This is a genomic window from Alteromonas sp. KUL49 (genome assembly GCF_006538345.1).
Taxonomy (GTDB): domain Bacteria; phylum Pseudomonadota; class Gammaproteobacteria; order Enterobacterales; family Alteromonadaceae; genus Alteromonas.
The window spans coordinates 63,640-87,573 of sequence record NZ_BJKL01000012.1; the positions used below are offsets into that span (position 1 = coordinate 63,640).

Consider the following 23,934-nt stretch of genomic DNA (forward strand, 5'->3'; position numbering starts at 1 on the left):
ACGAATGAACATCGCCATCAGCGTCGAGGAACCTCACTATTTATTTAAAATCTAGTGAATGAGATGCCTTCTCCCAATCAAATTTTACATAAGTTAGCTTGTTATCTGCATCGTAAAAAATCCCTTGATTCTGCCCAGCTAGCTTATCTATTGACGATACCCTAGCAAGAGTCTGAGTATCAAAAGTAACTTCCGTTTTATCCCAATTGTGAAGTACTAGCGTGATCGAACGTGACTCTGGTTTCCCTTGATAATCAAACCCTGCTCGATTAAAGGTAAATTGAGCTGTGTCGTTTACAACAGCACTAAACTCCAGTAATTCGTACGCTTGTTGTTCTATGCTACCAAAGGTTTTGCCATCATCCTCAAACATCTCACCGCTAGCATGCGTCACACTGTCATCGTGATAATAATGTACTTTGAGAGACTCAGAGCTGTAGGCTTGCGTCGTCATGAAGGTATCAACCATAGGCACGAAGGCACCAGCTTTCACTAACACAGGAATAGTATTGAGATCTACGGGAAGGCTATGGTGCATTCCACCTTCATAACGGGTTTCTCTCCAGTAGTCGAACCAAACCCCTTTAGGTACAAAAACCTCTTGTTCTGAAGTACCCGAATCTGTGACTGGCGATACAAGGAAGGCATCTCCCCAAAGGTAAGCCTCTTTATTGTCGATGAGTTCCATATTCGACTCATCAGTGAAGAACAACGGACGCATCAAAGGCATACCGGACGTAGTGTTTTGATAAGCTAAGGTGTAGTTATAAGGCATTAGCTGGTATCGCAAGCGGATATAGTCACCGACAATTTGTTGCACTTGTTCATCGTGAAAAACAGGCTCAGGAGCGACTTGCTCTTGGGCATGAGGACGATAGATGGGTTGAAACACGCCATACTGCAGCCAGCGAATGTACATTTCTTTGTCCCAATTATCACCGGCAAATCCACCTAAATCCGAATGAGTATACGCCATACCCAATAAGCCCATTTGCAACGACAGTTCAACTTGTGGCTTTAAACCTCCCCATGAGCGGCTAACATCTCCTGTCCAAGGAACTAAACCGTAACGTTGTGAGCCTGCAAATCCTGAGCGCATAAGTATAAAAGGGCGTTCATTGGGTGCAATTTTACGATGGTTTTCATACACCATTTGAGCCCACACATGGCCGTAAACATTGTGTATTTCGTCGGCTGTACCCACCGCATGTAACATATCATGAGGATGAACCTCAGGCTCGCCCAAATCTCCCCACCAACCAGCGATGCCTTGTTCGTGAAGCTTAGCGTAGTACTGCCAAAACCATGCTTTGGCGTTTTCATCAAACACATCAACTAATCCGGTTTCACCGAAATAAAAGTCAAAAACCCTAGGCTCACCGGCAAGGTTAGTGGCAAGGGCATTAGCGTCTACCGCACTTTGCCATTGCTTTGAAGAAGTTAAAATGAATGGTTCAGTGATCACGATAGTGTTTACACCTTCTTTGGCGAAATCACTAATCATGGTTTCTGGAGTGGGGAATGTTTCTGGATCCCACGCAAGATTACCCATGTGACCTTGAATGTCTTTGCCAAACCAAAAGAGATCAAAAATAATCGCATCGAGTGGAATGTTGGCAGCCTGGAACTTTGCAACAACGTCACGAGCCTCTGCTTCGCTGTGATAGCCGAAACGAGATGCAAAATTACCTAATGTCCATCTCGCAGGGAGAGGCTGTCTTCCCGTCACTTCCGTATATGATTCTATGATTTGAGGGTAGGTATCGCCAGTGGTGACAATATACGCTGTGCGCCCGCCAATGGCCTCAAACTGCATAACGTCTGCTTGGGTATGACCCAAATCCATAGCTCCTTTCGCCGTATTATCAAATAACAACAGATACTTGTTACTAGAAAGTACTGCAGGCATGGAGTAATTCATCTGATTAGATTCTGTGGTGTAACCATAGTGAGCACGATTGTACAAAGGCATACGGTGCCCGCGACGATCCATGCCGAGTACGCGTTCTCCGCCGCCAATGAGTTTTTCATTATCTTGTAGTTTGAACCGAAAACCCACAAGCGCTTGATGGCCAAAATAGCCGCTCTCTTCCTCAAGAATGAGAATGTCGTTCCTAAAATATCGAATATTCAACGACGCCTTATCGATCACAGCAACTAAATCACCATTGATCAACCTTAGCTCTTTGTCACTCTCTATGAGTGTCACCTCCGCTCCGGGAGCATCGTTGGAAATAGCATAGGAGGGGAGTTGTTTAATGCCATTCATTTTGTAATGGACTTCGAAAACGTTTTCCGCCAGTGCCGAGATACGGAGGTCTCCCGAGTCTGTGACTATCGTTACTTGGTTGTCGCTGGTGAAGTGGCTTTGGTAATCAACTGCAAGTATTTCTAGACTTGCAAGAAGTGTAATTACGCCGAAAAGTATCGGTCTCAAATTCATAGTAGTATTGTTCTCGTTATTATTGCTGCATTAACGCGAAAGTGAGCGAGTGTAGCGTAATTGTTACGAAGTATCACCATCGAGTAAGTACGAAACTTAATATCCAAATAGGCGGACTACTTACAAAATACATCGACGTGGTTTAACGATGTTCGAAGTAACACATAGGGAAATAATTGGATATGGCTAACGCTTTAATTAAATGCTTTTTCTTTGTTGTAATGACGATATTATTCAGTGTCACCAAGTATGCCTGCGCTGACACTGCGCCTCTCGAATTCGACCAATGGGTCGTCAAGGTATCAAATGGGCGTATTCAGACCATACAATTTTCATCGCACCCTATGGGGGAGGCACTGGAGAGCAGAGTTCAATCTGAACGAGGCCAGCCAGTCAATTTTGCAGGGCGCTATCATCTATTCTCCTTTGGGTGCGGTACTATGTGCCAGTCGTTCACTGCGGTAGATGTCTATTCAGGAAAGATTATTGATAGCGTAACCGCAAGCGCTGGAGCCTGCTATTTCCCCGGCAGTAGTATGATTGTCGTCAACCCAGAAATTTATCAAATGTACGATGGGCAGCTCCCAGATTGGGCATCTACTCGATATTATCGAATGACACCTGAGGGATTCGTAGAGCTCTATGAGTCAAAGGAGCCCTACACTGGTAGATGCAATAACTAGAGGCTTTTTATTGCTGAGCATTGATCCTACCGTTCGATTTCTTCAACTCAGCTAAAAATGTGTCCCAAGCCAAAGGTTGTGAAAAGTAAAAGCCTTGAACTTTGTCACAACCGTGCTCGCGCAAATAACTAAGTTGGTCAAAAGATTCAACACCCTCAGCAACGGTTTCCAACTTGTAAGATCTCGCGATAGACAAAATGGCATTTATAGTGGTTTTTGGCGTATCAGAGTCTTGCGAAAGACTATCAATAAAAGACTTATCTATTTTCAAACAGTCTACGGGGTAGCGAGTAAGTTGACTAAACGCCGTGTAGCCAGTCCCAAAATCATCCAAAGCGATGGATACCCCAGTCTTTTTTAACTCGTATAAGATCGTTATGCTCGTTTCCCCGACTTCTACTAGGCTAGTCTCCGTAATCTCAAGTATGAGCGCGGATGGTCGCACATGGTATTTCTTAAGTAAGTTGAGCAACATTTTTGGAAACTGTTTATTGTGAAGTTCTGTGGCTGAAATATTGACGTTAAATGTAGGCAATTGACTCTGTAGTGAGTGTTCAACTCTTGAAATAGTCTGTAACGTTGTTTCAATCACCCACAAATCGATATCCTGAATAAGGTCATATTGTTCGGCTATGGGAATAAAAACGTCCGGTCTTGTGTCTTGCAAATCATGTGACTTACAGCGAATCAGTACTTCGCATCCTGTGATTTGTTCTGACTGGCAATGGTAAATAGGCATGAAGACAAGATTGAATAAGTTTTCTTGAATTGCTCTTTTTAGTTTTCTGCGACTTGCTTTCGAAAAAATATCTCTCGAGCTGCCCGGTCATCAAAAATTTTAAACTGGTTCTTTCCCTGTTTTTTCGCCAGATACATCGCAGAGTCTGCCCGCATCATTAAATCAGAAAAAGGTTGTTTGCCATCCTGACTATTAGCGACACCCAGACTAACTTTTAGTGGGATTTTATGGCTAGTCAGTGAGAGCGGGTTTACTAATGATGTCATCATAGATTGTGCGATAGGAGAGACCAAATTAGCCGGAAGGTTTTTGACGATGAGCGCAAACTCATCTCCCGCTAGACGAGAAAAACCATATTTGTATTTACCTTTAAAGGTTTGCTGAGCGACTTCGTTTACTCTGCCACAAAAACCACACAATAGTTCGTCGCCAACTAGGTGACCAAAGGTATCGTTAATCTTTTTGAAGTCATCAATATCAAAGTAGAACATGGTTAGCGTGCTGCTTGACGATAAGTAGCTTTTTGATTTAGTTACCCAATCACTGAGGCCTCTACGATTTAAAAGCCCGGTAAGTGCGTCTGTGTTTGAAATGGCTTTTAATTTGTGACGTTGTATCGAGACCCATCCTATGATTATTAGTGCCCACGCAACCAGTAATGCTCTGAGCAGTGCGGCCTCTGAGATGAGTTCGCCGACTAAAACGACTTTTTTTATGTCGATTTCGTAAGCGCCTGCTTGCGGCATGGAATTGGATAATATTTCTATGTATGCAACATTGCTAAAGTCGAGCTGAGCATTCGAAAAATCCACCTCAAATTGTTCAACCCACCATGATTCAACATAAAACGCGTTTAGCGGCACATTGATAACACTCGGGTGACTCGCCGGTTCATAAGTAATGCTGTTAAACTTAAGAGAAACGTCGTCGTCAACTGTGGAGTAGAGTGGATTAAAGTTTCTAAAGGACACTCTCAACCGCGGATTATCGAGCGGCGCACGATATGACGCACTTAATGAAATAGTGTGAAAGGCACTGAGATCTTCTCCATTGGCGATATCTTCTGTGAGATGGAAACCAATGCCGCATACACTGTAGCCTACCGTGTTTTCTAAGGTACACCTAACGAGATAATTGTCATTCAATCGCTCTATATTCCCTTGAGCATGCTCCCCAAGGATTACGCCAATGATAGGAACGGAATCATCAAGTATCAAATTGCGCTGAATGTTCATCGCACCAAACTTGTGTGCACAAAAAACTGACACGGTGATGAGCAACATGATGGCAATGACTTTTACATTAGAGTCAGAAATTGGTGTCTCCTGATTACCAATCAATTAATACCGCTGAGGTAATTAATCTTTCATCTCACTATCGTTAAGAACGCGAAGAGATGAGCGTCTCTCACAGAGTGCTATGAAACCTCTAACGCAGTGGGAGCAAGCTTTTAAACACGACGACTACAACTTAAGAATAGCTGGTTTTCACCAGTGCACCATGATGAAAATATTTTAATAGGAGAGTGGTTATACTAAGTTGATGCGAGAGAACATGTAAATGCATAGAGGTTGTTATAATGCGAATGAAGACTCGAGAAAAAAAGCCCAGCAAAAGCTGGGCTTAAATAGTTTTCAATTATGAGTTACCAGCCACACATGCGATCTTTGTTTTGCTCATCCAACCATGTTTTTAGCGGCGCAAAATAGGCAGCAATAGTGCTCGCGTCCATATCTGGTGAACCGGTAAGTGTTGTCATAGCGTTTTGCCAAGGCTCACTCATTCCCATTTCTAGCATTTTGTTAAGTGCTGTACCGGCTTCTTCGCTGCCATAAATAGAGCAGCGGTTTAGCGGGCCTTCGTCACCAGCAATATCACACAATGCCTTGTGGAATTGGAACTGAAGGATATGGGCTAAGAAGTAGCGTGTGTAAGGCACATTGGCAGGTACGTGATATTTTGCGCCTGGGTCAAAAGCATCGTCATCACGGTCTACGGGTGCTTGAACACCTTGATATTTTTCGCGCAGCTCCCACCAAAGCTTGTTGTAATCTTCAGGTGCAACCTCGCCAGACATTACCTTCCAGCGCCACTGATCCACCATTAATCCAAACGGGATGAAAGCAATTTTATCAAGGGCTACTTGCATTAGCATGCCAATGTCGTTTGACGCATCTGGGATCTCGTCGATTAATCCAATTTGCTTCAAGTATTTGGGGGTAATTGATAAAGCAATGGTATCGCCAATGGCTTCATGGAATCCGTCGTTGGCAGAACCGCGATAAAGCAAAGGTTGGTCTTTATAAGCGCGCTGATAATAGTTGTGACCAAGTTCATGGTGAATAACGTTAAATTCTTCACCAGTCTTCTGAATACACATCTTAATGCGTAAGTCTTCTTGGTCATCTAAGTTCCAGGCCGAGGCATGACACTGCACATCTCTTCCTTCTGGTTTTTGAAACATCGAACGTTCCCAAAAGGTTTCAGGAAGTTGCTCAAAGCCCAACGAAGAGAAGAAAGACTCGGCTTGCTTAACCATGGCTAATTCGTCGTAACCCTGTGCTTTGAGCGCCGCCGTCACGTCTGGTACTTGCATTTCTTGTTCTGGCTTCACTACGTCGTAAATGTTACCCCAGGTTTGTGCCCACATATTGCCTAAAAGATGCGCCGGTATAGGCTGATCTTGAGGAACGGTATCTTCACCATAGTGCTCGCCAAGTTTGGCGCGAACATGGCAATGAAGCGATTCGTAAAAAGGTTCAACTTGAGACCATAAGCGGTCAAGCTCTTTAGGGAATTCATCGGCCGGCATGTCGTACTTGCCTCGCCATAATTCGCTAACGTTTGAGAAGCCAAGGCTTTGTGCACCTTCGTTTCCCAATCCTACTTGTTCTACATATAAAGGTTTCATTGGCACTGCCACTTCGCGCCAACCTTCCCAATATACGAGAAGTAAGTCGGCATCACGAGATGTCGCCATTTGCGCACTCACTTCAACCAAACTTAAACAGGTACCGTCTTCACGGCAATACTGGCCAGAACCGTACATCGAGCTTAGCTCAGAGCCTATTTGAGCCAAGCGAGCTGCTTTTTCCCTGTTTGCTGGCGGAGGAATAGTCAAACCGCCTTTCAACAACTCAAGTTGACGACGAGTATCCGCATCGACTTCTACATCATTGAACATAGCGGCCTCTTTGGCGAGGCTCGCCACTCTCGTTGATAGTATTTCGCTAAAATAGGCGCTTACTGCAGCTGTGTCATAGGTAATATTGGTTGCATAGCTCCACTGTGCATGGGCAGCAGGCGTCTACATTTTGGCGATTTCAGCCTGCGCTTGGGCTAGAAAAGCTTTTGCATCAGCTTGTGTCAGTGTTGGTTGAGTGGCCTGTGAATTCTCACTCTGGTTATCGTTAGAGCAGCCGACGAGCGTAAGCCCCACTATTGCGGCTACTAAAGTGCGTTTAGCGTTGAACATGTATTGTCCTTATTGTTGTGGATGGCCGGCAAAAACAGCACCAGCCGTTGATAACTGTATTAGTGTGATAGGCGAATGGTGAATTGTAAAATAACACCCGCCTTATACTGTAAAAATAGCTGTACTCAGAATAGTCAGAACTACTTTATGTCTGACGCACGAAATGCGTGGGGCATTAACTCACCGATGGTTGTGGTATGAGTTTCGTCTTGTTGGGTGACCATAATTACGGGTACATCATCGGTAGCAAATTCAACAATTTTTTGCCTACAGCCACCACATGGAAAACAAAAATCGTCATTAGGGCTGGCAATAACAATGGCTGTAATTCGTTTGTGCCCTTGTGTCACCATGTTGCCAATAGCACTCGCCTCAGCGCATTGTCCTAGTGGGTATGCCGCGCTCTCCACATTACAACCACCGAGAATTTCGCTACTAGATGTTAATACTGCAGCACCAACATGAAATCCGGAGTAGGGGGCGTGTGAGTGTTTTTGCGCGTCTTTCGCAGTGGAAATGAGGGCGTCGAGAGTTTTTTTATCCATATTAACCTTCGTGTGGCAATGTGCTGCTCTTTACTTTTATGTACAAATGAGAGAAGGTTGCGAGTCTACTCATCGCGTTCTAGAGTTTTCAGAGAGCGTCATTTTTTTAATTGTGAAATCTTTTTATCATGCACAGAACAGTTCGTCCTCTCTTTTTTCTGATGTTCGTGGCAATCCTAGGTGGATGTGCGCAAACAACCGATGTCTCACAGCGCCCACAAATGGGTAATCTGTTACTCGCGGAGCCCGCACCTATAAACCCCCGTTCTGAAATGGCAATTGCTCGCTACAATCAGGTGATCATGAATGACGGATTAAGTGAAGAAGATCGCGCAGAGCTGCATTTTCAGCGTGGCATGCTGTACGACAGTGTGGGGCTGAGCGGGTTAGCTCAGTACGATTACAGTCGTGCAATTCAGCTTAACCCAACACTGGCTGAAGCCTACAACTCTATTGGAATTCATTTCATACAACAGTTGGATTTTATGCAGGCGTATGATGCCTTCGACTCCACGTTGGATATCGACCCCGAGTATGACTTTGCGTTTCTCAACCGAGGTATAGCACTTTATTACGGTGGCCGCGCAGAGTTAGCGGTGGAAGACCTCGATACTTTTTACGTCAAAGACGACAAAGACCCTTTCAGAGCGCTATGGGCTTACTTTGCAAACTATGAAGTTTCACCTGAACAAGGCCAACTATATTTGGCTAGAATTCGACCCGAATTAGCCAAGAATCACTGGGCGACGTCGCTGGTAGATTTATTTATGGGCACCGTTGGTGAGACTGACGTGCTGAATGAACTTCTTGTTGGTGTGCAGAGCCAAAAGGCGCTTACCGACCGACTGTGTGAAGCTTATTTTTATCTTGGTAAATACCACCGACAACAAGGTAACCGAGGTATTGCGTCTAATTACTTCAAGCTCGCTCTTAGTACAAATGTTTACGACTATGTCGAACACCGCTATGCACGCTTAGAATTAAACATCCTACGTGAAGCTAGCGCTCGAGCAGCGGCACAACCTAACTAAGTAATGCGTGGTTTAATTCTTGCCTTGCTATCACTACTTTTTATAAGTGGCGACTCGGGGCAATATCTCCCTCAACTGTTAGCAAACGCATCATCAATTATTCAGCGTGAGGGGCCAGCTAATAGGGTTTATCCATTATTGTGGAATGGCGTGAGTCAAGATTCCATAGAGGCGAAGGAAACCTTTGTTGGCTACGCTAAACAACAAGAACAATCCGCACAAACAGCTTATTGGTTAAACAAGCTAGTAGAGCAAGATGCGCCAGAAGCAGCTTGGGCACTCTACCAACAAAACAGACACATACCGTCCTATGTAAAGTATTTGCAAGTTGCTGCTAAAGGCGGTGTACCAGAAGCTCAGCTGATATACGCCATGAGCTTAAACGAACCTGCACAACGAGAATTTTGGCTCAAAGAAGCAGCCGAAAAAGGTTTTGTCGCCGCCCAAACGGCGTTGGCTGATTGGTATCTTTTGCAGCAACAACCTCAAAAAGCAAAACCTTGGCTGGCAAAGACAGCGTCGCTTGATACCCAGAGTGCTTTTAAATACGGTAGGCTGCTATGGAGTGAGCAGTCTTTTGACGAAGCTCGAGAATGGTTGAATCGCTCTGCGCTAGAGGGTAACACTCAAGCTAAGAGATTCGTTAGTCTGATCAATTCATATCAGATAAACACGCCTGAGCAGGTAGGGGCATACACCTGGCCTGAGGACAAACAATGTCATCAGAGGATTCAACTGTTTGCTACTTCGTTATCAACCCTCGCTCGGGCTGATGACCTTTACAACAAGTACCAAAACGACCCGCGTTTAGTTAGTCTCTCCCTATGCGTGGCGCCCCCTGTTTGGCTGGAACAAGATATTCTCTCATGCTCTGATAATTTCCAAGGTCAGGGACGGCTGGGGTGCGATATAACGCCCTTAGCCCCCGCAATTGATCAACGAAATATAAGTCACGCGGTTGTCGTCGCTGACCAAGGAAAAGCCAACATCAACAACGGCGTTATGTACTTAGATTTAAGTGATGCTTATTCTGTGTTTGTGCATGAGCTTGCTCACTTTGCCGGCTTCATCGATGAATACCCACTGAGTCGAATGGCGGCTAGACGTTATTGCAGTGATGGCTTCGGCATTCAAAATTTACCTATACAACCACCCAATATTGTTTTCGATGGGCAACTTACCTATATGCCTCAGTCGACGCTAAACCAATGGGTGACGCTACGGCCCTCAGTCGTGATCGCAGAGAGCAAAACCTGCGATGCAATTGGTATAAAAGCATATAAACCTAGCGGCGAGATTACGTTCATGGAGCACCATGACAGTGGAGTGATACCTCCTTTGTATTTAGCGTTGTGGGAAGCGCAATTAGCGATACCAGAGGTTCAAAGACCCATATCAATGAATCTCTTTCAAAGTTTTCATGCCAAGGGCCAGCAGGTGGAAGCGGGGTATTGGCTTGGGCGCTATCAAATCGCGACCAAGCCAATCACAGATGAAGAGCACACAGCGGGAATAGAGTCCGCTATTTAGTTCTGCGTTGTGCTCATCAAGGCATCTTTTTTGAGTTCGTCCACCCACATTGCGGTAGCACCACAAATGGCTACAGGCATCACGATAAAGTTAACGATGGGGATAAGCGAAAATATATTCACCATGATACCAAATGGCATCACTAGCCCTTTGCGCGTTGCCAAATGAGTGCGCATCTTCTTGAAGTCGACTTTGTGATTATCATAAGGGTAGTCACAGTATTGAATCGACATCATCCATGCTGAAAACAAAAACCAGATGACTTGCCCGATAACAGGAAGAAAGAAAAACATCAGTAAAAATAGAATAGCGCGAGGTAAGTACCAAATGAATTTCGCGAGTTCCCGTTTGAGCATACGTGGTACATCTTTAATTAAAGACATAAGCCCATCATCACCCAATGATTGACCCGTAAGATGACGTTCAACTTTCTCAGATAAGATGCCGTTAAATGGTGCCGCAATCCAGTTGGCTAAGGTGCCGAATATAAGCGCAAACATCAACAACACACTGATCACAGCCAATGGCCAAAGAAAATAAAGCAACACCGTTTTGAGTCCGCCAAGCCAGTCAGGGACAAAACCCACCAAATATTCGATACCTGCCGAGATTTGACCAAACAGTAAATAAAATGCCGCAGCAAACAAAACTAAGTTTATCGCTAGCGGAACAAATACAAAGCGCTTTAGCCCTTTAGTACGGATTAGCGTAAACCCTTCAGTAAAATAGTAAATGCCACTGCGTGACGACATGCTAACTCCTTAGCTATTCAAACAAGACTCGCCCAGTATACCCGTGGTGAGTTTAAGAGGTGAAATGGTAATTGTTACAAGCTATTAGATTTGATAGAGTCAAAAATAACAATAACAATTATTAGAACACGCGCGGCATGTACATTGCCAAATTTGCGAGAACTCCGTTTCCAAATAGTAACTTATCAATAAGCCTTCAATGCTTGCTTTTTTTCTTTGGTAATAGCAGGAGACTACCTTGCGCCTGAAGAAAATTAAGCTCGCCGGCTTTAAGTCTTTTGTAGAACCCACTTCTATTCCATTTCCAGGTGAAATGACAGCCATTGTGGGTCCAAACGGGTGCGGAAAATCCAATGTTATCGATGCCGTGCGTTGGGTTTTAGGCGAAAGCTCGGCTAAAAACCTCCGTGGTGACGCAATGACCGACGTTATTTTTAACGGATCGTCTTCTCGCAAACCAGTAGGGCAATGTTCGGTTGAGCTTGTCTTTGATAATTCATCCGGACGTATCGCCGGAGAATTTGCCGGATACAATGAATTAGCGGTTAAACGCTTGGTGACTCGTGATGCGACGTCTACCTATTTTCTCAACGGGACTAAGTGCCGTCGTCGAGATGTTACTGATTTGTTCCTTGGCACGGGTTTAGGTCCTCGCTCATACGCAATTATCGAACAGGGAATGATTTCTCGATTAATTGAATCTAAACCACAAGAGCTTCGCGTATTTATTGAGGAAGCGGCGGGTATTTCAAAATACAAAGAACGTCGACGAGAAACAGAAAATCGCATTAGGCACACTGTCGATAATTTAGACAGGCTCAATGATGTTCGTGAGGAGCTTGGTCAGCAAATAGAAAAACTGCGCCGCCAGGCGGCTGCTGCGACCCGTTATAAAACCCTTCGCGCGTCCGCTCGTGAGCTGAAAGGCCAACTCACTGCACTTAAATTCTTAAAGAATAGTGAACACATTGAGACGTTGCAAAAGCAGCAACAATCTCAGCAACAAGAATTAGACACACTGATTGCAAAACAACAGGGCGATGAGGCTGGACTTCACTCTTATCGAGAGCAACAAAATCTGCTTAAAGTTTCCATCGATGAAATTCAGCAAAAGATCTTTTCGTTAAGCACTTCAATTACTCGTATAGAACAAGATACGCTGCATGGTCAGCAGCGCAAAAAAGATATCAATACTGAGCTCGATGGATTGTCTTCGCAGTTACAGGCACTGTTAGCATCCATGGAAGAGGCTGAACAAGCATTGAATGTGTCGAACGAACAACTCGAACTCATAGAGCCAGAACTCGCTCTGAAGGAAGCTCAGTTAGAACAGAGCAAGGATAACTTGGAAGACGCTGAAGAGTCTCTTAGGCATTACAATACAGAGGCTCGGGAAAGAGAACAAACCTTTCATCGTTTAAAACAAGAAGTACAGCAGTATCACAGTAAAATCCAGTCGATAATGAGCATGCAGTTACGCACAACTCAACGTATCAGCGAGCTTAAAGAAGAACAACGTTCTGTATCTGATGATACGTTATTAATGCAGATAGAAGAGGCCCAAGCACTAAAAGAGAGTGCACAGGAACAGTATGAAATGGCCCGTCAGTCCCTTGCCGAGAGCGAGGAAGCAGAGCGCCTTGCTAAAGCTTCTCTTGAGCATGTTTCGCAACAGTATCAATCGACAAATGGCGAACTTCAGGGAATCAACTCCACACTAAAAGCCTTAGAAGCCCTGCAGCAAGATGCATCGCAAAATAGTAAACCGCTACACGACGACTTGTCGTTAATATGGACACATTTAGGGGTACCAGAAGAGTGGGCCTTTGCTACCGAGGTCGTTTTAAACCATTTGCATCAGCCTTACATGGCTTCGTCATTAACTACACCAGAGTTGGCTGATTTAAATAATCAGCTTCCAACGGGGCGACCCGTTTTTTCAGCAGTGTCATTTACCAACGTAAAACAAGCAGGCACCTTAGCATCTGTAATGACGGCTGATAATATTCCTGCGTTCTTTAATCGTATCTGGCTTAGTGAAAACCTTGATGAGGCTAAGCAAAAAGTCACTTCTTTTTCACCGCAGCATCAAGAGCGAAGCGCTATTACTCGTCAGGGGGAATGGTTCAATAGTGACTGGATAGTCTGTGGGCAAGAGTCGCAGGGCGAGGGCGTACTGCAGCGAGCGGCTAAGATTAGAGAGTTGCAAGCAGAGCAAGCCGTGGCTGAGGAGCGCTTATCACATTTACATGATGAAAAAGCGCTAAGCACCGAAATGTTAGATAACGCGAGCGCAGTAAAAAATTCAGTCTTTAAAAGCAGTCAAGACGCGCAGTATGCAGTTCAGCAAGCGTCTCATAGTGTAGGGTTATTAGAGCACCAGCTCAAGCAACAAACCGCACGTCTTACGAATATTGAAGAATCATTAATCAAACAAGAAGCGCAACTTGAAGAAGAGAAAGAGCAGCTAGAAATCTTGTCTGAAACTCTTGAGATTCAAGAAGCGGAGTTGATGGAGCATCAAGAACTAGTAGAGTCCTCGCTTAATCAACGAACTGAGCTCGAACAAAAAGTTGCGAACTACCGTGGAATTGTTGAAAACACCACACAAGAAAATCATACGCTGGCATTGAAGTGTCAACAGCTTGAGAATCAACGTTTGTTGTATCAACAGCAAATAACTCGAAACCAACGACAAAAAGACGAATACCTCGCTCGCCAAACAACCTTGTCAAAAGAGTTAGAAGCGCTAAATGCGCCTCAAGCTTCACAGCAGGAACAGTTGCAACAACTGCTAGAGGACAAAGCGATTGAAGAGGAAAACCGCGCAGAGCTTCAAATACAACAAGAAGAGATTGGTAATCTATTGCGCCAAACCCAAAGCGATCATCAAATAATCGCAAAGGACATACAAGCAAGAAGCGCGCAGCTGGAAAAATTGAATATTGATATTGAAGGCTACCGTGTTCGCGGTACCACTATCCTTGAGCAACTCGAAGAAACCAAACAGTCTCTTCGCAGTGTCCTCGATACATTACCCGAAAACGCCGAAGAAGACGCGTGGCAGCAAGAATTAGACAAAGTGCAAGCCGGCCTGGCTAGATTAGGTGCTGTAAACCTAGCCGCAGTAGAAGAATTTGAAGTTCAATCGGAGCGTAAAAACCATCTAGATACTCAGCATAATGACTTGAGTGAAGCTCTGGATACATTGCAAACGGCTATTCGCAAAATAGACAAAGAAACTCGTTCACGGTTCTCAAACACGTTTGAACAAGTTAATGAAGACCTTAAGAACTTGTTTCCGAAAGTCTTCGGCGGTGGTTCAGCTTACCTGGCATTAACTGATGACGACCTTTTAGAAACCGGCGTAACTATCATGGCTCGTCCTCCGGGTAAGAAAAATAGCACAATTCATTTGTTAAGCGGTGGAGAAAAAGCGTTAACCGCTTTATCATTGGTATTCGCGATTTTTAGACTGAATCCGGCACCCTTTTGTTTGCTCGATGAAGTTGACGCTCCATTGGATGACGCTAACGTGGGGCGCTTCTGTAAGCTTGTGTCTGAAATGTCACAAACCGTACAGTTTATCTATATAACCCATAATAAAATAGCGATGGAAATGGCAAGTCACTTAACTGGGGTTACCATGGCAGAACCTGGTGTGTCACGTATGGTAGCAGTTGATGTGGACGAGGCTATAGCCTTCGCAGAAGCATAAAAAAGGGCATAAAAGCTAAATGGAAGATGAATTACGTTTGTCACTCTTGTTTATCGGTGCATGTTTTATTGTTGCCGTGTTGGCGCACGGGATGTGGAAAATCAGAAAAAATGCTGCGCAAGAACGACAATCTAGAATAGAACCCAAAGATCTTTCTAGTGATGAATATGCGTCTGAAGATACAGAATCGCTAGATGAGACTGAAAAGCCTCAATTTGATGATTTAGGTATAGGTGCGGTGCGAGTTGTCTCGCAAGAAACAGTGCTTGAACCTGAGATCGAAGAAGAAAGTGAGGCATCAGTGGTAGATACACCACCACTAGATGATATTCCTTCAATTGACGATGAGTCACTCGCCTCATCAATTGATGAAGAGAAAACTGCTGATACTGAAATCAAGGAAACGGTAGCTGAACCCAAGCTATATGGTTCGGTAGTTTCCAACCCAAAACCTCATATGCGCGGTCAATCAGAGAATGTTGACTCGTCTAACGTAGCACAGTTTCCTGAACCACCAGGCTATCTGCTTAAAGAAGAAGCATCGGCTCCCATTGAAACACCGCCAGAGCCAATAATTGAAACTATTGAAGACGATTTTAGCCTAGACGCACAGTCAGCAAAACCTGCAGAGCGTACCCCAGATGGCTTGGGCGAAAGAGCAAAACGATTGGTGAAAGGTAAGCGTCAAAAGGCAACGTCACGTCAAAGACAGGAGCCGTCATTGGGTGACGATCAAATGAACATGTTTGAACAAGCAGAAGAGCAAACAGAGCACGCGAAGCGAGCGAATAGCGCTCCTTCAAAAGCGCCAAGTGCACCTGTTGCAGACCAAGAAGTCTTGGTGCTCAATGTAAGAGCGCCAGACGGCGAGGCAATCGCAGGCGCAGCTCTGTTACCCATGCTACTCACGCTAGGCTTAAAGTTTGGAGATCAAGACATCTTTCATCGACATGCAAATGCTAATGGAAAAGGTCCTGTATTGTTTAGTTTGGCCAATATGTTCAAACCTGGCGTGTTCGACATAGACAATCTTGAAAACTTTTCAACACAAGGCGTGTCGTTGTTCATGATTTTGCCTATTGAAGGCGATCCACATCAAGTATTTAACATGATGCACAATGCGGCGCGAAAACTCGCTGATGAATTCGGCGCTCAAGTCCTTGACGGCAGGCGTAGTGTGCTAACGAAGCAAGGTTTACAGCAATACGTAGAGAAAATTCGTGAGTTTGAACGAAAGCGAATGATAGCTAAGCACTAGCTGGTTCTATTAGCACGTATAATAATCGTACGTGCTATCGTATTCTTCGTTATCAAAGGTTCAGACCTGAATAGGAATAGGGTAAAATTACTTAAGCAATAATTTTTACTCGGTTCATCACGCCTACATGTCTGACTTTCATTTCAATTCAACCCAACTTAGCATTATCGAAAAGTTTGGGTTTACACCTGAATCACTTTCATCTGTACTGGTTACTCTACCCACGATTGTTGACGAGTTAGTAGCGCTCTTAGAAGTTACTAATGGACTTTACAGAGCTGGGTTTCCAGTCATTGATGACCAGAAGTACGACGCCATTAGACAGTCTCTGATTGACTTGGAACCGAGTCACCCGTTTGTGAATAGCGTTGAACCTGAATTGGTGGTCGATAGCAAAACTGTTGCACTTCCACAAAAGATGTTATCCACCGATAAAGCATATTCCTTTGAAGAAATAGGTCGCTGGATCAACCGTCTTAAAAAAGCAGCATCGGAAATCGACGTGGACGACGGCGAAATAGAAATTCGCGTAACACCTAAGTTAGATGGGTACGCAGCATATGATGATGGAACCCGTCTTTATACCCGTGGTGATGGTGTTCGTGGTCAAGATATTACACGAGCGTTTGAGAGAGGGTTACAGGTTGCCAATAATGCGGGGCGAGGGTTAGGCGCTGGTGAAATTGTAATTAAAAAAGCTACTTTGATGAGGTGCTTAGTGAGCACTTCGAAAATTCACGGAACATTCAAGCGGCTATCATTGCTGAGAAAAAAGTAGACAAAAATGTAAAGAAAGCTATTGAAGACGGCGCTTGTGTCTTTTACCCATTCTCAGCTATCGAGAACTGGACTGGTCATTATTCAGAAATTCTCGCTGACTTTGACAACATTGTTGAACGCATTTGGAATGCGGTGGATTTTGACATAGATGGCGTAATTTTGGAGACGACTCAAGACGCTATAAAAGCACACATGGGCGCCACTCGACATCACCATAAGTGGCAAATTGCGTTTAAAGTGAATGATGAAACTGCTGATGTTGAAGTGGTAGACGTTATTCCGCAAACTTCCCGCACAGGCAGAGTATCACCTGTGGCGGAGCTGGTACCCACCAAATTAAGTGGAGCAACCATTAGCCGTGTTACCGTGCACCATTACAATATGGTTAAAAGTAATGGCGTTGGGCCAGGAGCAATTGTTCAGCTTGTACGCAGTGGCTTGGTGATTCCCAAGATAGAAAAAGTGGTAAAAGAAGCGGAGCCAAAACTGCCAGAAAACTGCCCGAGTTGCGAGTCCCATCTAATTTGGGAAGCCGATCACCTAATGTGCCCCAATAAAAGTGATTGCCCAGCGCAGACCGAAAATACCTTGATTCACTTTTTTAAAACTTTGGGTAACAACGACGGTTTTGGTCCAAAGGTTATTGAAAAACTGAGTCAGAATGGTATTCGGCACATTCACGAGATATATAACATCCAAGTGAGTGAGTTTGTAAGCTTCGGCTTTGGTGACAAAACATCACAGAACTTGTTTGACCAACTTATTGCAAGTAAAGAAATTGAAATAGAGGATTGGCGATTTTTATCCGCATTTGGCGTAAGCCGCTTGGGTGGAGGGAATTGTGAAAAGTTACTTCAACATCATGATTTACCGGCGCTATTTGATATTTCGGTAGAGCAAATGGTGCAAATTGACGGCTTCGCACAGATTAGTGCAGAAGCTATTGTAGAAGGCCTTAAAAACATCAAAGAAGAGTTTTTCAAAGTGTATGAGCTGGGTTTTAATCTGGCAGCCACTACTAAACTTTCAGAGCAAGGCGAGGGCGACTCACCTATTGCAGGTAAAACCGTTGTTTTCACGGGTAGTATGGTGCAAGGCTCTCGTGGTGACATGGAAAAACAGGCGAAAGCGCTCGGTGCTAAGGTTGCGAAATCGGTTACCGGCAAAACTGATTACCTAGTAGCTGGTGAAAAAGTAGGAGAAACAAAAATTACTGCAGCGCTAGCCAAAGGCGTCGAAGTGATTTCTGAGCAGGATTATTTGCAGTTAATCGCCTAATGAATTGAGAGAGTGGTGCGTTTTGATGACGTTAAAAAGGTTTAACCTGCGCAGGTTGAGTCATCATCAAAATGCACTTGCTTAGAACGAAATTTATACTCTATAGTGGGGGGTTGAGGAATTCCATTAACGGGATTTTAACACACTGAAGTGAGAGTAAACAATGAAGTTTAACCAACCCAACAAAACCACCTTTGCTTTTTTAGTAACCTTATTACTTACCCTAGCTTACGCAGCAAAAGCGTCAGCCTCTATTGTCACATTACCTACTGGGATCGCCGCTGGTGATTCATATCGTCTTATGTTCGTCACGTCACTGACCACTACTGCGAGTGATTGGGGACAAGAGTCGTCTCGTACTCGTATGAATAGCTTTGTGACAAGTATTGCCAATACTCAAGCACAATTAGTCGCATTGAATACCACGTGGAATGCAGTTTGGAGTACGCCTACTGTTAGTGCAAAAGACAATACTGAGACTAATGAGACAAATGCGTCGCACGAGAGTGCACCTATATACCTTCTTGACGGCACTACGATCGTAGCAGACGACAACGCTGATTTATGGGACGGTTCTGTCGATAACTTTATTAATATCACAGAGACAGGCTCAACAATTAGCGCATGGGTGTGGACGGCAACTGACCGTGGCTCCGATGTCTTTGCGGGGTATGGCGGTCTGGTTGAATTTGGTTTAACTAACAACACGACTGGTTATTGGGTCGAAAGAAATGTACGACCACGCACTGAGTCGTATCATGTTTATGCTATTTCAGATGTTATTACTGTCGCTCAAGTACCTACACCAGCAACGTTTACTATGATTTTTGCGGCACTACTTGGCATCTTTATCAGAAGAAGCTGTTAATGTTTATAGTTTAGATAATCGACTGGGCGCATGATTACATGTGCCCACAGGATTATGAAATTTGTCTGGCAAACATCTCTATATTCAGAGTCTCATGCTCAATGAAACTTTGCTGACAATGAAGCGCGCCACCATACTTAATACCCAGATAATCGAATGTCCGTTCAAAAATACTCACAAAAGTGGCATCTATTGATATTTGGCTGGAGGTTGTAACCAGATAGGCCGTCTTATTTCTTAAAAGCTTTCCTTTTTCTTTCAGGCTGGGAATATCTAAAAAGTCGGTAAATCTGTCCAAGAGAGTTTTCATTTGTGATGTTGGAGAGTACCAGTAGATCGGAGAAGCGAAAATTAAGTTGTCACAGCGTAACATTCTATCGAGAACACGCTGAAAGTCATCATTTGTGTTCTTATAGTCGTAGTCATACGGAAGCAGGTTGAGCGCATTTAAATAAACAACGTCGAGTGGTGTTTGCTTTTCAATTGCATTAAGTAACCTGCGTGTATTCCCTTGTTCTCGTGCGCTACTGAATAACACTAAATTGTTTGGCATGATTACATTCTCCTATTTGTTGCTCATCGTGTGGTTAAAGATATTGATAAGCATGACCACGAAAGGTCTACGTTGAATTTCTAACTCTCGATTTCTACTAGCCATATTTTCTTGTTGCATATCTTTCGTCCTTTTTGATAGTTTCAAATACATCATAAAACCTCAAGTTAACTTGAGGTAAAGGGCTTTTTTCAGGAATATTTATGGGTGACAGAGAATTAAGTGTTGGTAGAGTGGCAGAACGATGCGGTGTTAAGGTATCGACCCTACATTTTTATGAACAAAAAGGGTTGATAAAAAGCTTGCGTAATCAGGGCAATCAGCGCCGTTACAAACCTGATGTATTGCGCAGGGTATCAATTATCAAAGCGGCCCAAAAAATGGGAATTACGCTAGACGAAATCAAAGAAGCACTATCTGCTTTACCCAATAATAGAACACCAAACAAGAATGATTGGGAACGAATGGCGATGTCTTGGCAAGCAGCGTTAACGCTTAGAATCGATAAGCTGACACGGTTAAAAGACAGTATGACGGGTTGTATTGGGTGTGGATGTTTGTCTATGGACGTGTGTCCAATATATAACCCAGGCGATAGAGTCGGACAACAACACACTGGGCCAGTTTTCTTGGACAATTCAGGCGAGTAAAACTGTGAATCAGTACGTAGGCTGAGATAGACCTTTAAAAATAAAGTACATACCCTTGAGTTGTCCTTCGGTGGGGGATTTGGCTTTCGCTAATCTGTCGAGTACAACAAAACTGTCAGAGTTCTCTGTATTAATGTCCACGTTGACCATAGACCATACTCCAAACTCATAGTCGCTCAATACCTTGTTTGAAAGTATCCTCAATTCGCTATGTCTTGTGTCGTTTTCAACACGAGTCATTAACTCACTTATGTTTTTAGAGGGGCCTTCAACGACCTGAAAAAAGTATTCAGGTAGTACTAATAACACCCCTTTTATTCCGCACTTGTCATTATTTTTGCGAGATATCTCTAGAATGGATCGAGCTTCTGAATCGTCAACAGCACTGCTGCGCTTACTTACATAGATGAGTTGGGTGAGATGATGTTGGTTACTTGTCGAGGCCATTCTTTATGTGATGATTTATTTAAACTTCACATAACTATAGTCACGCTATACTACATTGCACAAAAATTGTTGCTTACTGTTGTGCTCTCAGGCGCGATAGTCTTCTTTTATCCCACGCTCGTTTGACTTGTAAACGCCAGAGCCAATTTAAAGAGATATAGCCAAGTGCACTAAAAACAATTGAGCAAATCGCACAGCCAACAAGAAATGCTGGGCCTATGGTAGTTAAACTTTCCACGACCCAATGCCAACTAAATTGAAATTCAAAATGCCTCGGCGTGGACCCTAGTACAGTGGTTCCTACTTTGTAGGCGCCGTAAAATATCGGAGGAATTGTAAATGGATTTGTTATCCAAACTGTTGCTACCGATACTGGCAAATTAGCGCGAAAGGGTATTGCTACTGCGGCGGAAAGCCACATTTGAAAAGGGACTGGCCAGAATGCGAAAAACAGTCCAATACCGAAGGCTCCTGCTGCAGAACGACGATTTAAATGCCATAGGTTAGGTTCGTGAAGTACCTTACCAAAAACACGCAGCAACTTGTTATTTTTGACTTTTTGATGGTCTGGAAGGACCCGTCTAATAAACTTCTTTGGCATAAATAGTGTTTCTAAACCAATCTCTAATGGCTGATGTCAATCATGGCAGACTCGCAGAAAATTAACCTCGCTGCCAGACTGTTCATCGTCTTTTGCTACGGCTATTGTTTAAGCTGTCTTAGTGCTTATTTCTGGCCTAGCTTACCATGTCCACAAATCTTACGTTACTCAATTGCGACACTTTGCATATTATTGCTGTTTAATCAGAACATCTGCCTTCGTTGGAGTTGTGTACGGAGAAAGTGGTTTTTCACCTCAACTCTATTATTCACGATTGGCTTGCTATGCGGCGCATTACAGGTCGCGAGTGTAGGGTATAGCTACCTGTCTTGGCAACTCCCTTCGAGCAAAATTCAACAAGATGTCACATTGACTGGACAGGTAATATCCAGTCAATGTGATTTTCAGCAAAGAAAGCTTGGCGAAATTGATGGTGAGGTATCTCGCTTTTTCCATCGCTATGTAGTGGGAAACTTTGTTTTGGACGATCTTATTGCTGAAAAACAGTGGAAGCTCTCGGTAAGTGAGTCCACATCGCTGCATTGTTTCCAGCCGGGGGATACTATTGAGGCGTTAGTGCGAATAAAACCCTCTTATGCCACTGCAAATCCTGTTGGTTTTAGTGGTCAGCGCTTTTACGCGAGCAAGGGAATTGTGGCTACCGGTTATATAAAACGCCGCGATACTGAACCTCTAGAAGGTACTTGGGGTCATCGAACACGCATTTCCCGTTTTCTCGACGACTTGGATTTAAGTGAGAATGCGATTTTTCAAGCCTTGCTACTGGGCAACCGACAATATCTAACACCTGAACACTGGAGTGTGCTTCAAAAAACCGGCACGTCACATGTATTTAGCATTTCTGGTATGCATTTGGGAATAGTGGCGATGGGCATTGGACTTCTATGTGGAGTTTTTTTGGTGCTTTTTCGATTCCTTAGGTTTCCAATTGTTGAGTCCTCCCTTTCAAAAACCAACATTTTCATCGTTGTCGTTCTAACATCAGGTGCTTACGCCTGGCTTAGTGGGTTAGGTATACCTGTTATTCGTGCATGGTGTTTGTTGCTTATCGCGGTGATGTTGGCTTTTGCACGCGCAACATGGAGACCTCATCAAATAGGCGTAGTCATGCTGGGGTTTTGCATAACTATGAACCCACTGTCGGTGCTCGATAGTAGCTTATACCTGAGTGTTATCGCGGTTTTCTTAGTGTGGCTATTATATTGGCGCTTTGCGTTGCGTCGTTTTAATTGGTTGATTAGTCTGGTGATACTTCAGTTGGCGCTCAGTGTGATGATTGTGCCAATTACGCTACTTTGGTTTGGTACGTTTAGTGTTTACTCCATTATCGCTAATTTGGTGGTTGTTCCACTTGTTACCTTGTTTCTTCCCCTAGGTTTATTCGTGTTTCTCACATTTTATTGGTTGAGGGAAACAGCTCTGAGTGGCCTTTTTTCTGATGCTATGAGTTTGCTAAATTGGGGGGTGACACACGTTATGACATTCTTACAGTATTTGTCTGACGTAGAAGGCAACTCATTTTCAATCGCTACTTTTACACCACCGCTTTTAAGTTTAATTGCTTTCTTAGTTGTGATTGTATTAATGCCAAACCTGCGACGATGGTGGGTGGCATTACCGTTACTTGCACCCTTTGCCGCAATAGATTTACCTAGCGCACCGACGAACTGGTATATCCATGTGCTAGACGTAGGGCAGGGAACGGCTGTCGTTGTTAATCGAGGCAGTCAAGCAATTCTGGTCGATACAGGGCCGTCGTATAACCAAAACCCAGTCATAGCTAACATCATTCCCACACTATTTGACAGGTTAAATATAAACAAAATGGATTATGTGATTGTCAGTCATGATGATTTAGATCATTCTGGAGGCAGTGATTTTTTAAGGGAATGGTTTGATTCACACCATTACACATCAAGGTGGATATCACCAGTCAATGGTTGCGAACAGGGGCGTGAAATCCAATGGAACGGCCTTACAATCCGTTTTTTATGGCCATTACCGCAGAACCGAGACAACGACAACGCCTCATCGTGTGTAGTGCATATATCTGACGGTAACCATAGCGTACTTTTTCCAGGCGACATTGGAAAAACAAGCGAATATGCAATCCTCACTAGAAAGGTTAATGTTAGAGCCAACGTTATGCTCTCAGCTCATCATGGTAGTTCTACTTCTTCCACCAATATTTGGGTGAAGCGAGTTGCTCCTGACGCGGTAATTCATACGCAAGGTTATGAAAATAGATGGCAATTCCCTCACCAAAATGTAGTAGAGACCTTCCAACAAAATGATGTGAAACAGTATCTAATGAGTGAGTCTGGATATATTCGGGTGTCTTTTAAACCACAAAGCTATAGCATAGAGACGTTACGCAATGACTTATTACCGCGCTGGTATTTAAGAGCTCTTGCGCCACGTCATTTATCTCTTGGTGACTTGAAAAAGTAATCCATCGTTGCCACATTTGCGCTACAATAAGCCCGAAAATTAATTACTAGCATTAACAGGTTAATCAATTTCAATGCAACAAACCGATACGTCGGCGACACAGGTAAAACG

The 23,934-nt window shown here is 43.9% G+C and carries 16 protein-coding genes and 2 pseudogenes; 9 read left to right on the top strand and 9 right to left on the bottom strand.

Annotated features, from left to right (window positions below; all coding sequences use genetic code 11):
* Nucleotides 1-40 precede the first annotated feature (40 nt).
* Nucleotides 41-2,443 (bottom strand): TIM-barrel domain-containing protein, encoded by a 2,403-nt coding sequence (locus EYS00_RS17820; protein ID WP_130639065.1) that lies wholly within the window; start codon nt 2,441-2,443, stop codon nt 41-43.
* Between the two features lie 182 nt (nt 2,444-2,625).
* Here EYS00_RS17820 and EYS00_RS17825 point away from each other — a divergent pair, with 182 nt between their 5' ends.
* Nucleotides 2,626-3,126, top strand: a complete 501-nt coding sequence (locus EYS00_RS17825) for a hypothetical protein (protein WP_130639067.1) — start codon at nt 2,626-2,628, stop codon at nt 3,124-3,126.
* Between the two features lie 7 nt (nt 3,127-3,133).
* On the opposite strand, the gene EYS00_RS17830 is transcribed toward EYS00_RS17825, so the two are convergent.
* The 4 genes and pseudogenes from EYS00_RS17830 to cdd form a co-directional block, all read right to left on the bottom strand.
* Nucleotides 3,134-3,865: an EAL domain-containing protein gene (locus EYS00_RS17830; protein WP_242618821.1), complete on the bottom strand. Its 732-nt coding sequence runs from the start codon at nt 3,863-3,865 to the stop codon at nt 3,134-3,136.
* Between the two features lie 38 nt (nt 3,866-3,903).
* Nucleotides 3,904-5,205 carry a GGDEF domain-containing protein gene (locus tag EYS00_RS17835; protein ID WP_130639071.1) on the bottom strand — a complete coding sequence of 434 codons (1,302 nt, stop codon included), beginning with the start codon at nt 5,203-5,205 and terminating at the stop codon, nt 3,904-3,906.
* A gap of 305 nt (nt 5,206-5,510) precedes the next feature.
* Nucleotides 5,511-7,340 (bottom strand): annotated as a pseudogene (locus EYS00_RS17840) (M2 family metallopeptidase).
* 140 nt (nt 7,341-7,480) lie between these two features.
* A complete protein-coding gene (gene cdd / locus EYS00_RS17845; RefSeq protein WP_130639073.1) occupies nt 7,481-7,885 on the bottom strand; it encodes a cytidine deaminase in 405 nt (134 codons plus the stop codon).
* Between the two features lie 128 nt (nt 7,886-8,013).
* On the opposite strand from cdd, the gene nlpI reads away from it, so the two are divergent.
* The gene (nlpI, locus tag EYS00_RS17850; protein WP_130639075.1) at nt 8,014-8,916 is read left to right on the top strand and encodes a lipoprotein NlpI; all 903 of its coding nucleotides are present in this window, start codon (nt 8,014-8,016) and stop codon (nt 8,914-8,916) included.
* Between the two features lie 3 nt (nt 8,917-8,919).
* Nucleotides 8,920-10,446, top strand: a complete 1,527-nt coding sequence (locus tag EYS00_RS17855; protein WP_130639077.1) for a tetratricopeptide repeat protein — start codon at nt 8,920-8,922, stop codon at nt 10,444-10,446.
* Here EYS00_RS17855 and cysZ read toward each other — a convergent pair.
* Nucleotides 10,443-11,198 carry a sulfate transporter CysZ gene (cysZ, locus tag EYS00_RS17860; RefSeq protein WP_130639079.1) on the bottom strand — a complete coding sequence of 252 codons (756 nt, stop codon included), beginning with the start codon at nt 11,196-11,198 and terminating at the stop codon, nt 10,443-10,445. The two genes, EYS00_RS17855 and cysZ, sit on opposite strands and share 4 nt — an antisense overlap.
* A 238-nt stretch (nt 11,199-11,436) precedes the next feature.
* On the opposite strand from cysZ, the gene smc reads away from it, so the two are divergent.
* The 4 genes and pseudogenes from smc to EYS00_RS17880 all read left to right on the top strand — a co-directional run bounded on the left by smc (nt 11,437) and on the right by EYS00_RS17880 (nt 19,100).
* Nucleotides 11,437-14,916 carry a chromosome segregation protein SMC gene (gene smc, locus EYS00_RS17865; RefSeq protein WP_130639081.1) on the top strand — a complete coding sequence of 1,160 codons (3,480 nt, stop codon included), beginning with the start codon at nt 11,437-11,439 and terminating at the stop codon, nt 14,914-14,916.
* Nucleotides 14,917-14,935: 19 nt separating this feature from the next.
* The gene (zipA, locus tag EYS00_RS17870) at nt 14,936-16,174 is read left to right on the top strand and encodes a cell division protein ZipA (protein ID WP_130639083.1); all 1,239 of its coding nucleotides are present in this window, start codon (nt 14,936-14,938) and stop codon (nt 16,172-16,174) included.
* A 127-nt stretch (nt 16,175-16,301) separates the two neighbouring features.
* Nucleotides 16,302-18,232 (top strand): annotated as a pseudogene (locus EYS00_RS17875) (BRCT domain-containing protein).
* A gap of 163 nt (nt 18,233-18,395) precedes the next feature.
* A complete protein-coding gene (locus tag EYS00_RS17880) occupies nt 18,396-19,100 on the top strand; it encodes a hypothetical protein (protein ID WP_130639085.1) in 705 nt (234 codons plus the stop codon).
* A 52-nt stretch (nt 19,101-19,152) separates the two neighbouring features.
* Here the strand turns inward: EYS00_RS17880 and EYS00_RS17885 are convergent, their stop codons facing one another.
* Entirely contained in the window at nt 19,153-19,653 is a 501-nt protein-coding gene (locus EYS00_RS17885; RefSeq protein ID WP_130639087.1) for a flavodoxin family protein, read from the bottom strand.
* 203 nt (nt 19,654-19,856) lie between these two features.
* On the opposite strand from EYS00_RS17885, the gene soxR reads away from it, so the two are divergent.
* Nucleotides 19,857-20,303, top strand: coding sequence for a redox-sensitive transcriptional activator SoxR (soxR, locus tag EYS00_RS17890; protein WP_130639089.1), 447 nt, complete (start codon nt 19,857-19,859; stop codon nt 20,301-20,303).
* A 9-nt stretch (nt 20,304-20,312) separates the two neighbouring features.
* Here the strand turns inward: soxR and EYS00_RS17895 are convergent, their stop codons facing one another.
* Together EYS00_RS17895 and EYS00_RS17900 are read right to left on the bottom strand one after the other, a co-directional pair.
* A complete protein-coding gene (locus EYS00_RS17895) occupies nt 20,313-20,750 on the bottom strand; it encodes a BLUF domain-containing protein (RefSeq protein ID WP_130639091.1) in 438 nt (145 codons plus the stop codon).
* Between the two features lie 73 nt (nt 20,751-20,823).
* On the bottom strand, nt 20,824-21,351 hold the full coding sequence (locus EYS00_RS17900; RefSeq protein WP_130639093.1) for a DUF2062 domain-containing protein: 528 nt from the start codon (nt 21,349-21,351) through the stop codon (nt 20,824-20,826).
* 42 nt (nt 21,352-21,393) lie between these two features.
* On the opposite strand from EYS00_RS17900, the gene EYS00_RS17905 reads away from it, so the two are divergent.
* On the top strand, nt 21,394-23,823 hold the full coding sequence (locus EYS00_RS17905) for a DNA internalization-related competence protein ComEC/Rec2 (protein WP_242618822.1): 2,430 nt from the start codon (nt 21,394-21,396) through the stop codon (nt 23,821-23,823).
* The last annotated feature ends 111 nt before the right edge of the window (nt 23,824-23,934 follow it).

Coding starts and splice junctions, on each gene's coding strand:
- EYS00_RS17820 (WP_130639065.1), bottom strand. CDS start 2,443: ATGAATTTGAGACCGATACTTTTCGGCGTAATTACACTTCTTGCAAGT.
- EYS00_RS17825 (WP_130639067.1), top strand. CDS start 2,626: ATGGCTAACGCTTTAATTAAATGCTTTTTCTTTGTTGTAATGACGATA.
- EYS00_RS17830 (WP_242618821.1), bottom strand. CDS start 3,865: ATGCCTATTTACCATTGCCAGTCAGAACAAATCACAGGATGCGAAGTA.
- cdd (WP_130639073.1), bottom strand. CDS start 7,885: ATGGATAAAAAAACTCTCGACGCCCTCATTTCCACTGCGAAAGACGCG.
- nlpI (WP_130639075.1), top strand. CDS start 8,014: ATGCACAGAACAGTTCGTCCTCTCTTTTTTCTGATGTTCGTGGCAATC.
- EYS00_RS17855 (WP_130639077.1), top strand. CDS start 8,920: ATGCGTGGTTTAATTCTTGCCTTGCTATCACTACTTTTTATAAGTGGC.
- cysZ (WP_130639079.1), bottom strand. CDS start 11,198: ATGTCGTCACGCAGTGGCATTTACTATTTTACTGAAGGGTTTACGCTA.
- zipA (WP_130639083.1), top strand. CDS start 14,936: ATGGAAGATGAATTACGTTTGTCACTCTTGTTTATCGGTGCATGTTTT.
- EYS00_RS17880 (WP_130639085.1), top strand. CDS start 18,396: ATGAAGTTTAACCAACCCAACAAAACCACCTTTGCTTTTTTAGTAACC.
- EYS00_RS17885 (WP_130639087.1), bottom strand. CDS start 19,653: ATGCCAAACAATTTAGTGTTATTCAGTAGCGCACGAGAACAAGGGAAT.
- soxR (WP_130639089.1), top strand. CDS start 19,857: ATGGGTGACAGAGAATTAAGTGTTGGTAGAGTGGCAGAACGATGCGGT.
- EYS00_RS17895 (WP_130639091.1), bottom strand. CDS start 20,750: ATGGCCTCGACAAGTAACCAACATCATCTCACCCAACTCATCTATGTA.
- EYS00_RS17900 (WP_130639093.1), bottom strand. CDS start 21,351: ATGCCAAAGAAGTTTATTAGACGGGTCCTTCCAGACCATCAAAAAGTC.
- EYS00_RS17905 (WP_242618822.1), top strand. CDS start 21,394: ATGGCAGACTCGCAGAAAATTAACCTCGCTGCCAGACTGTTCATCGTC.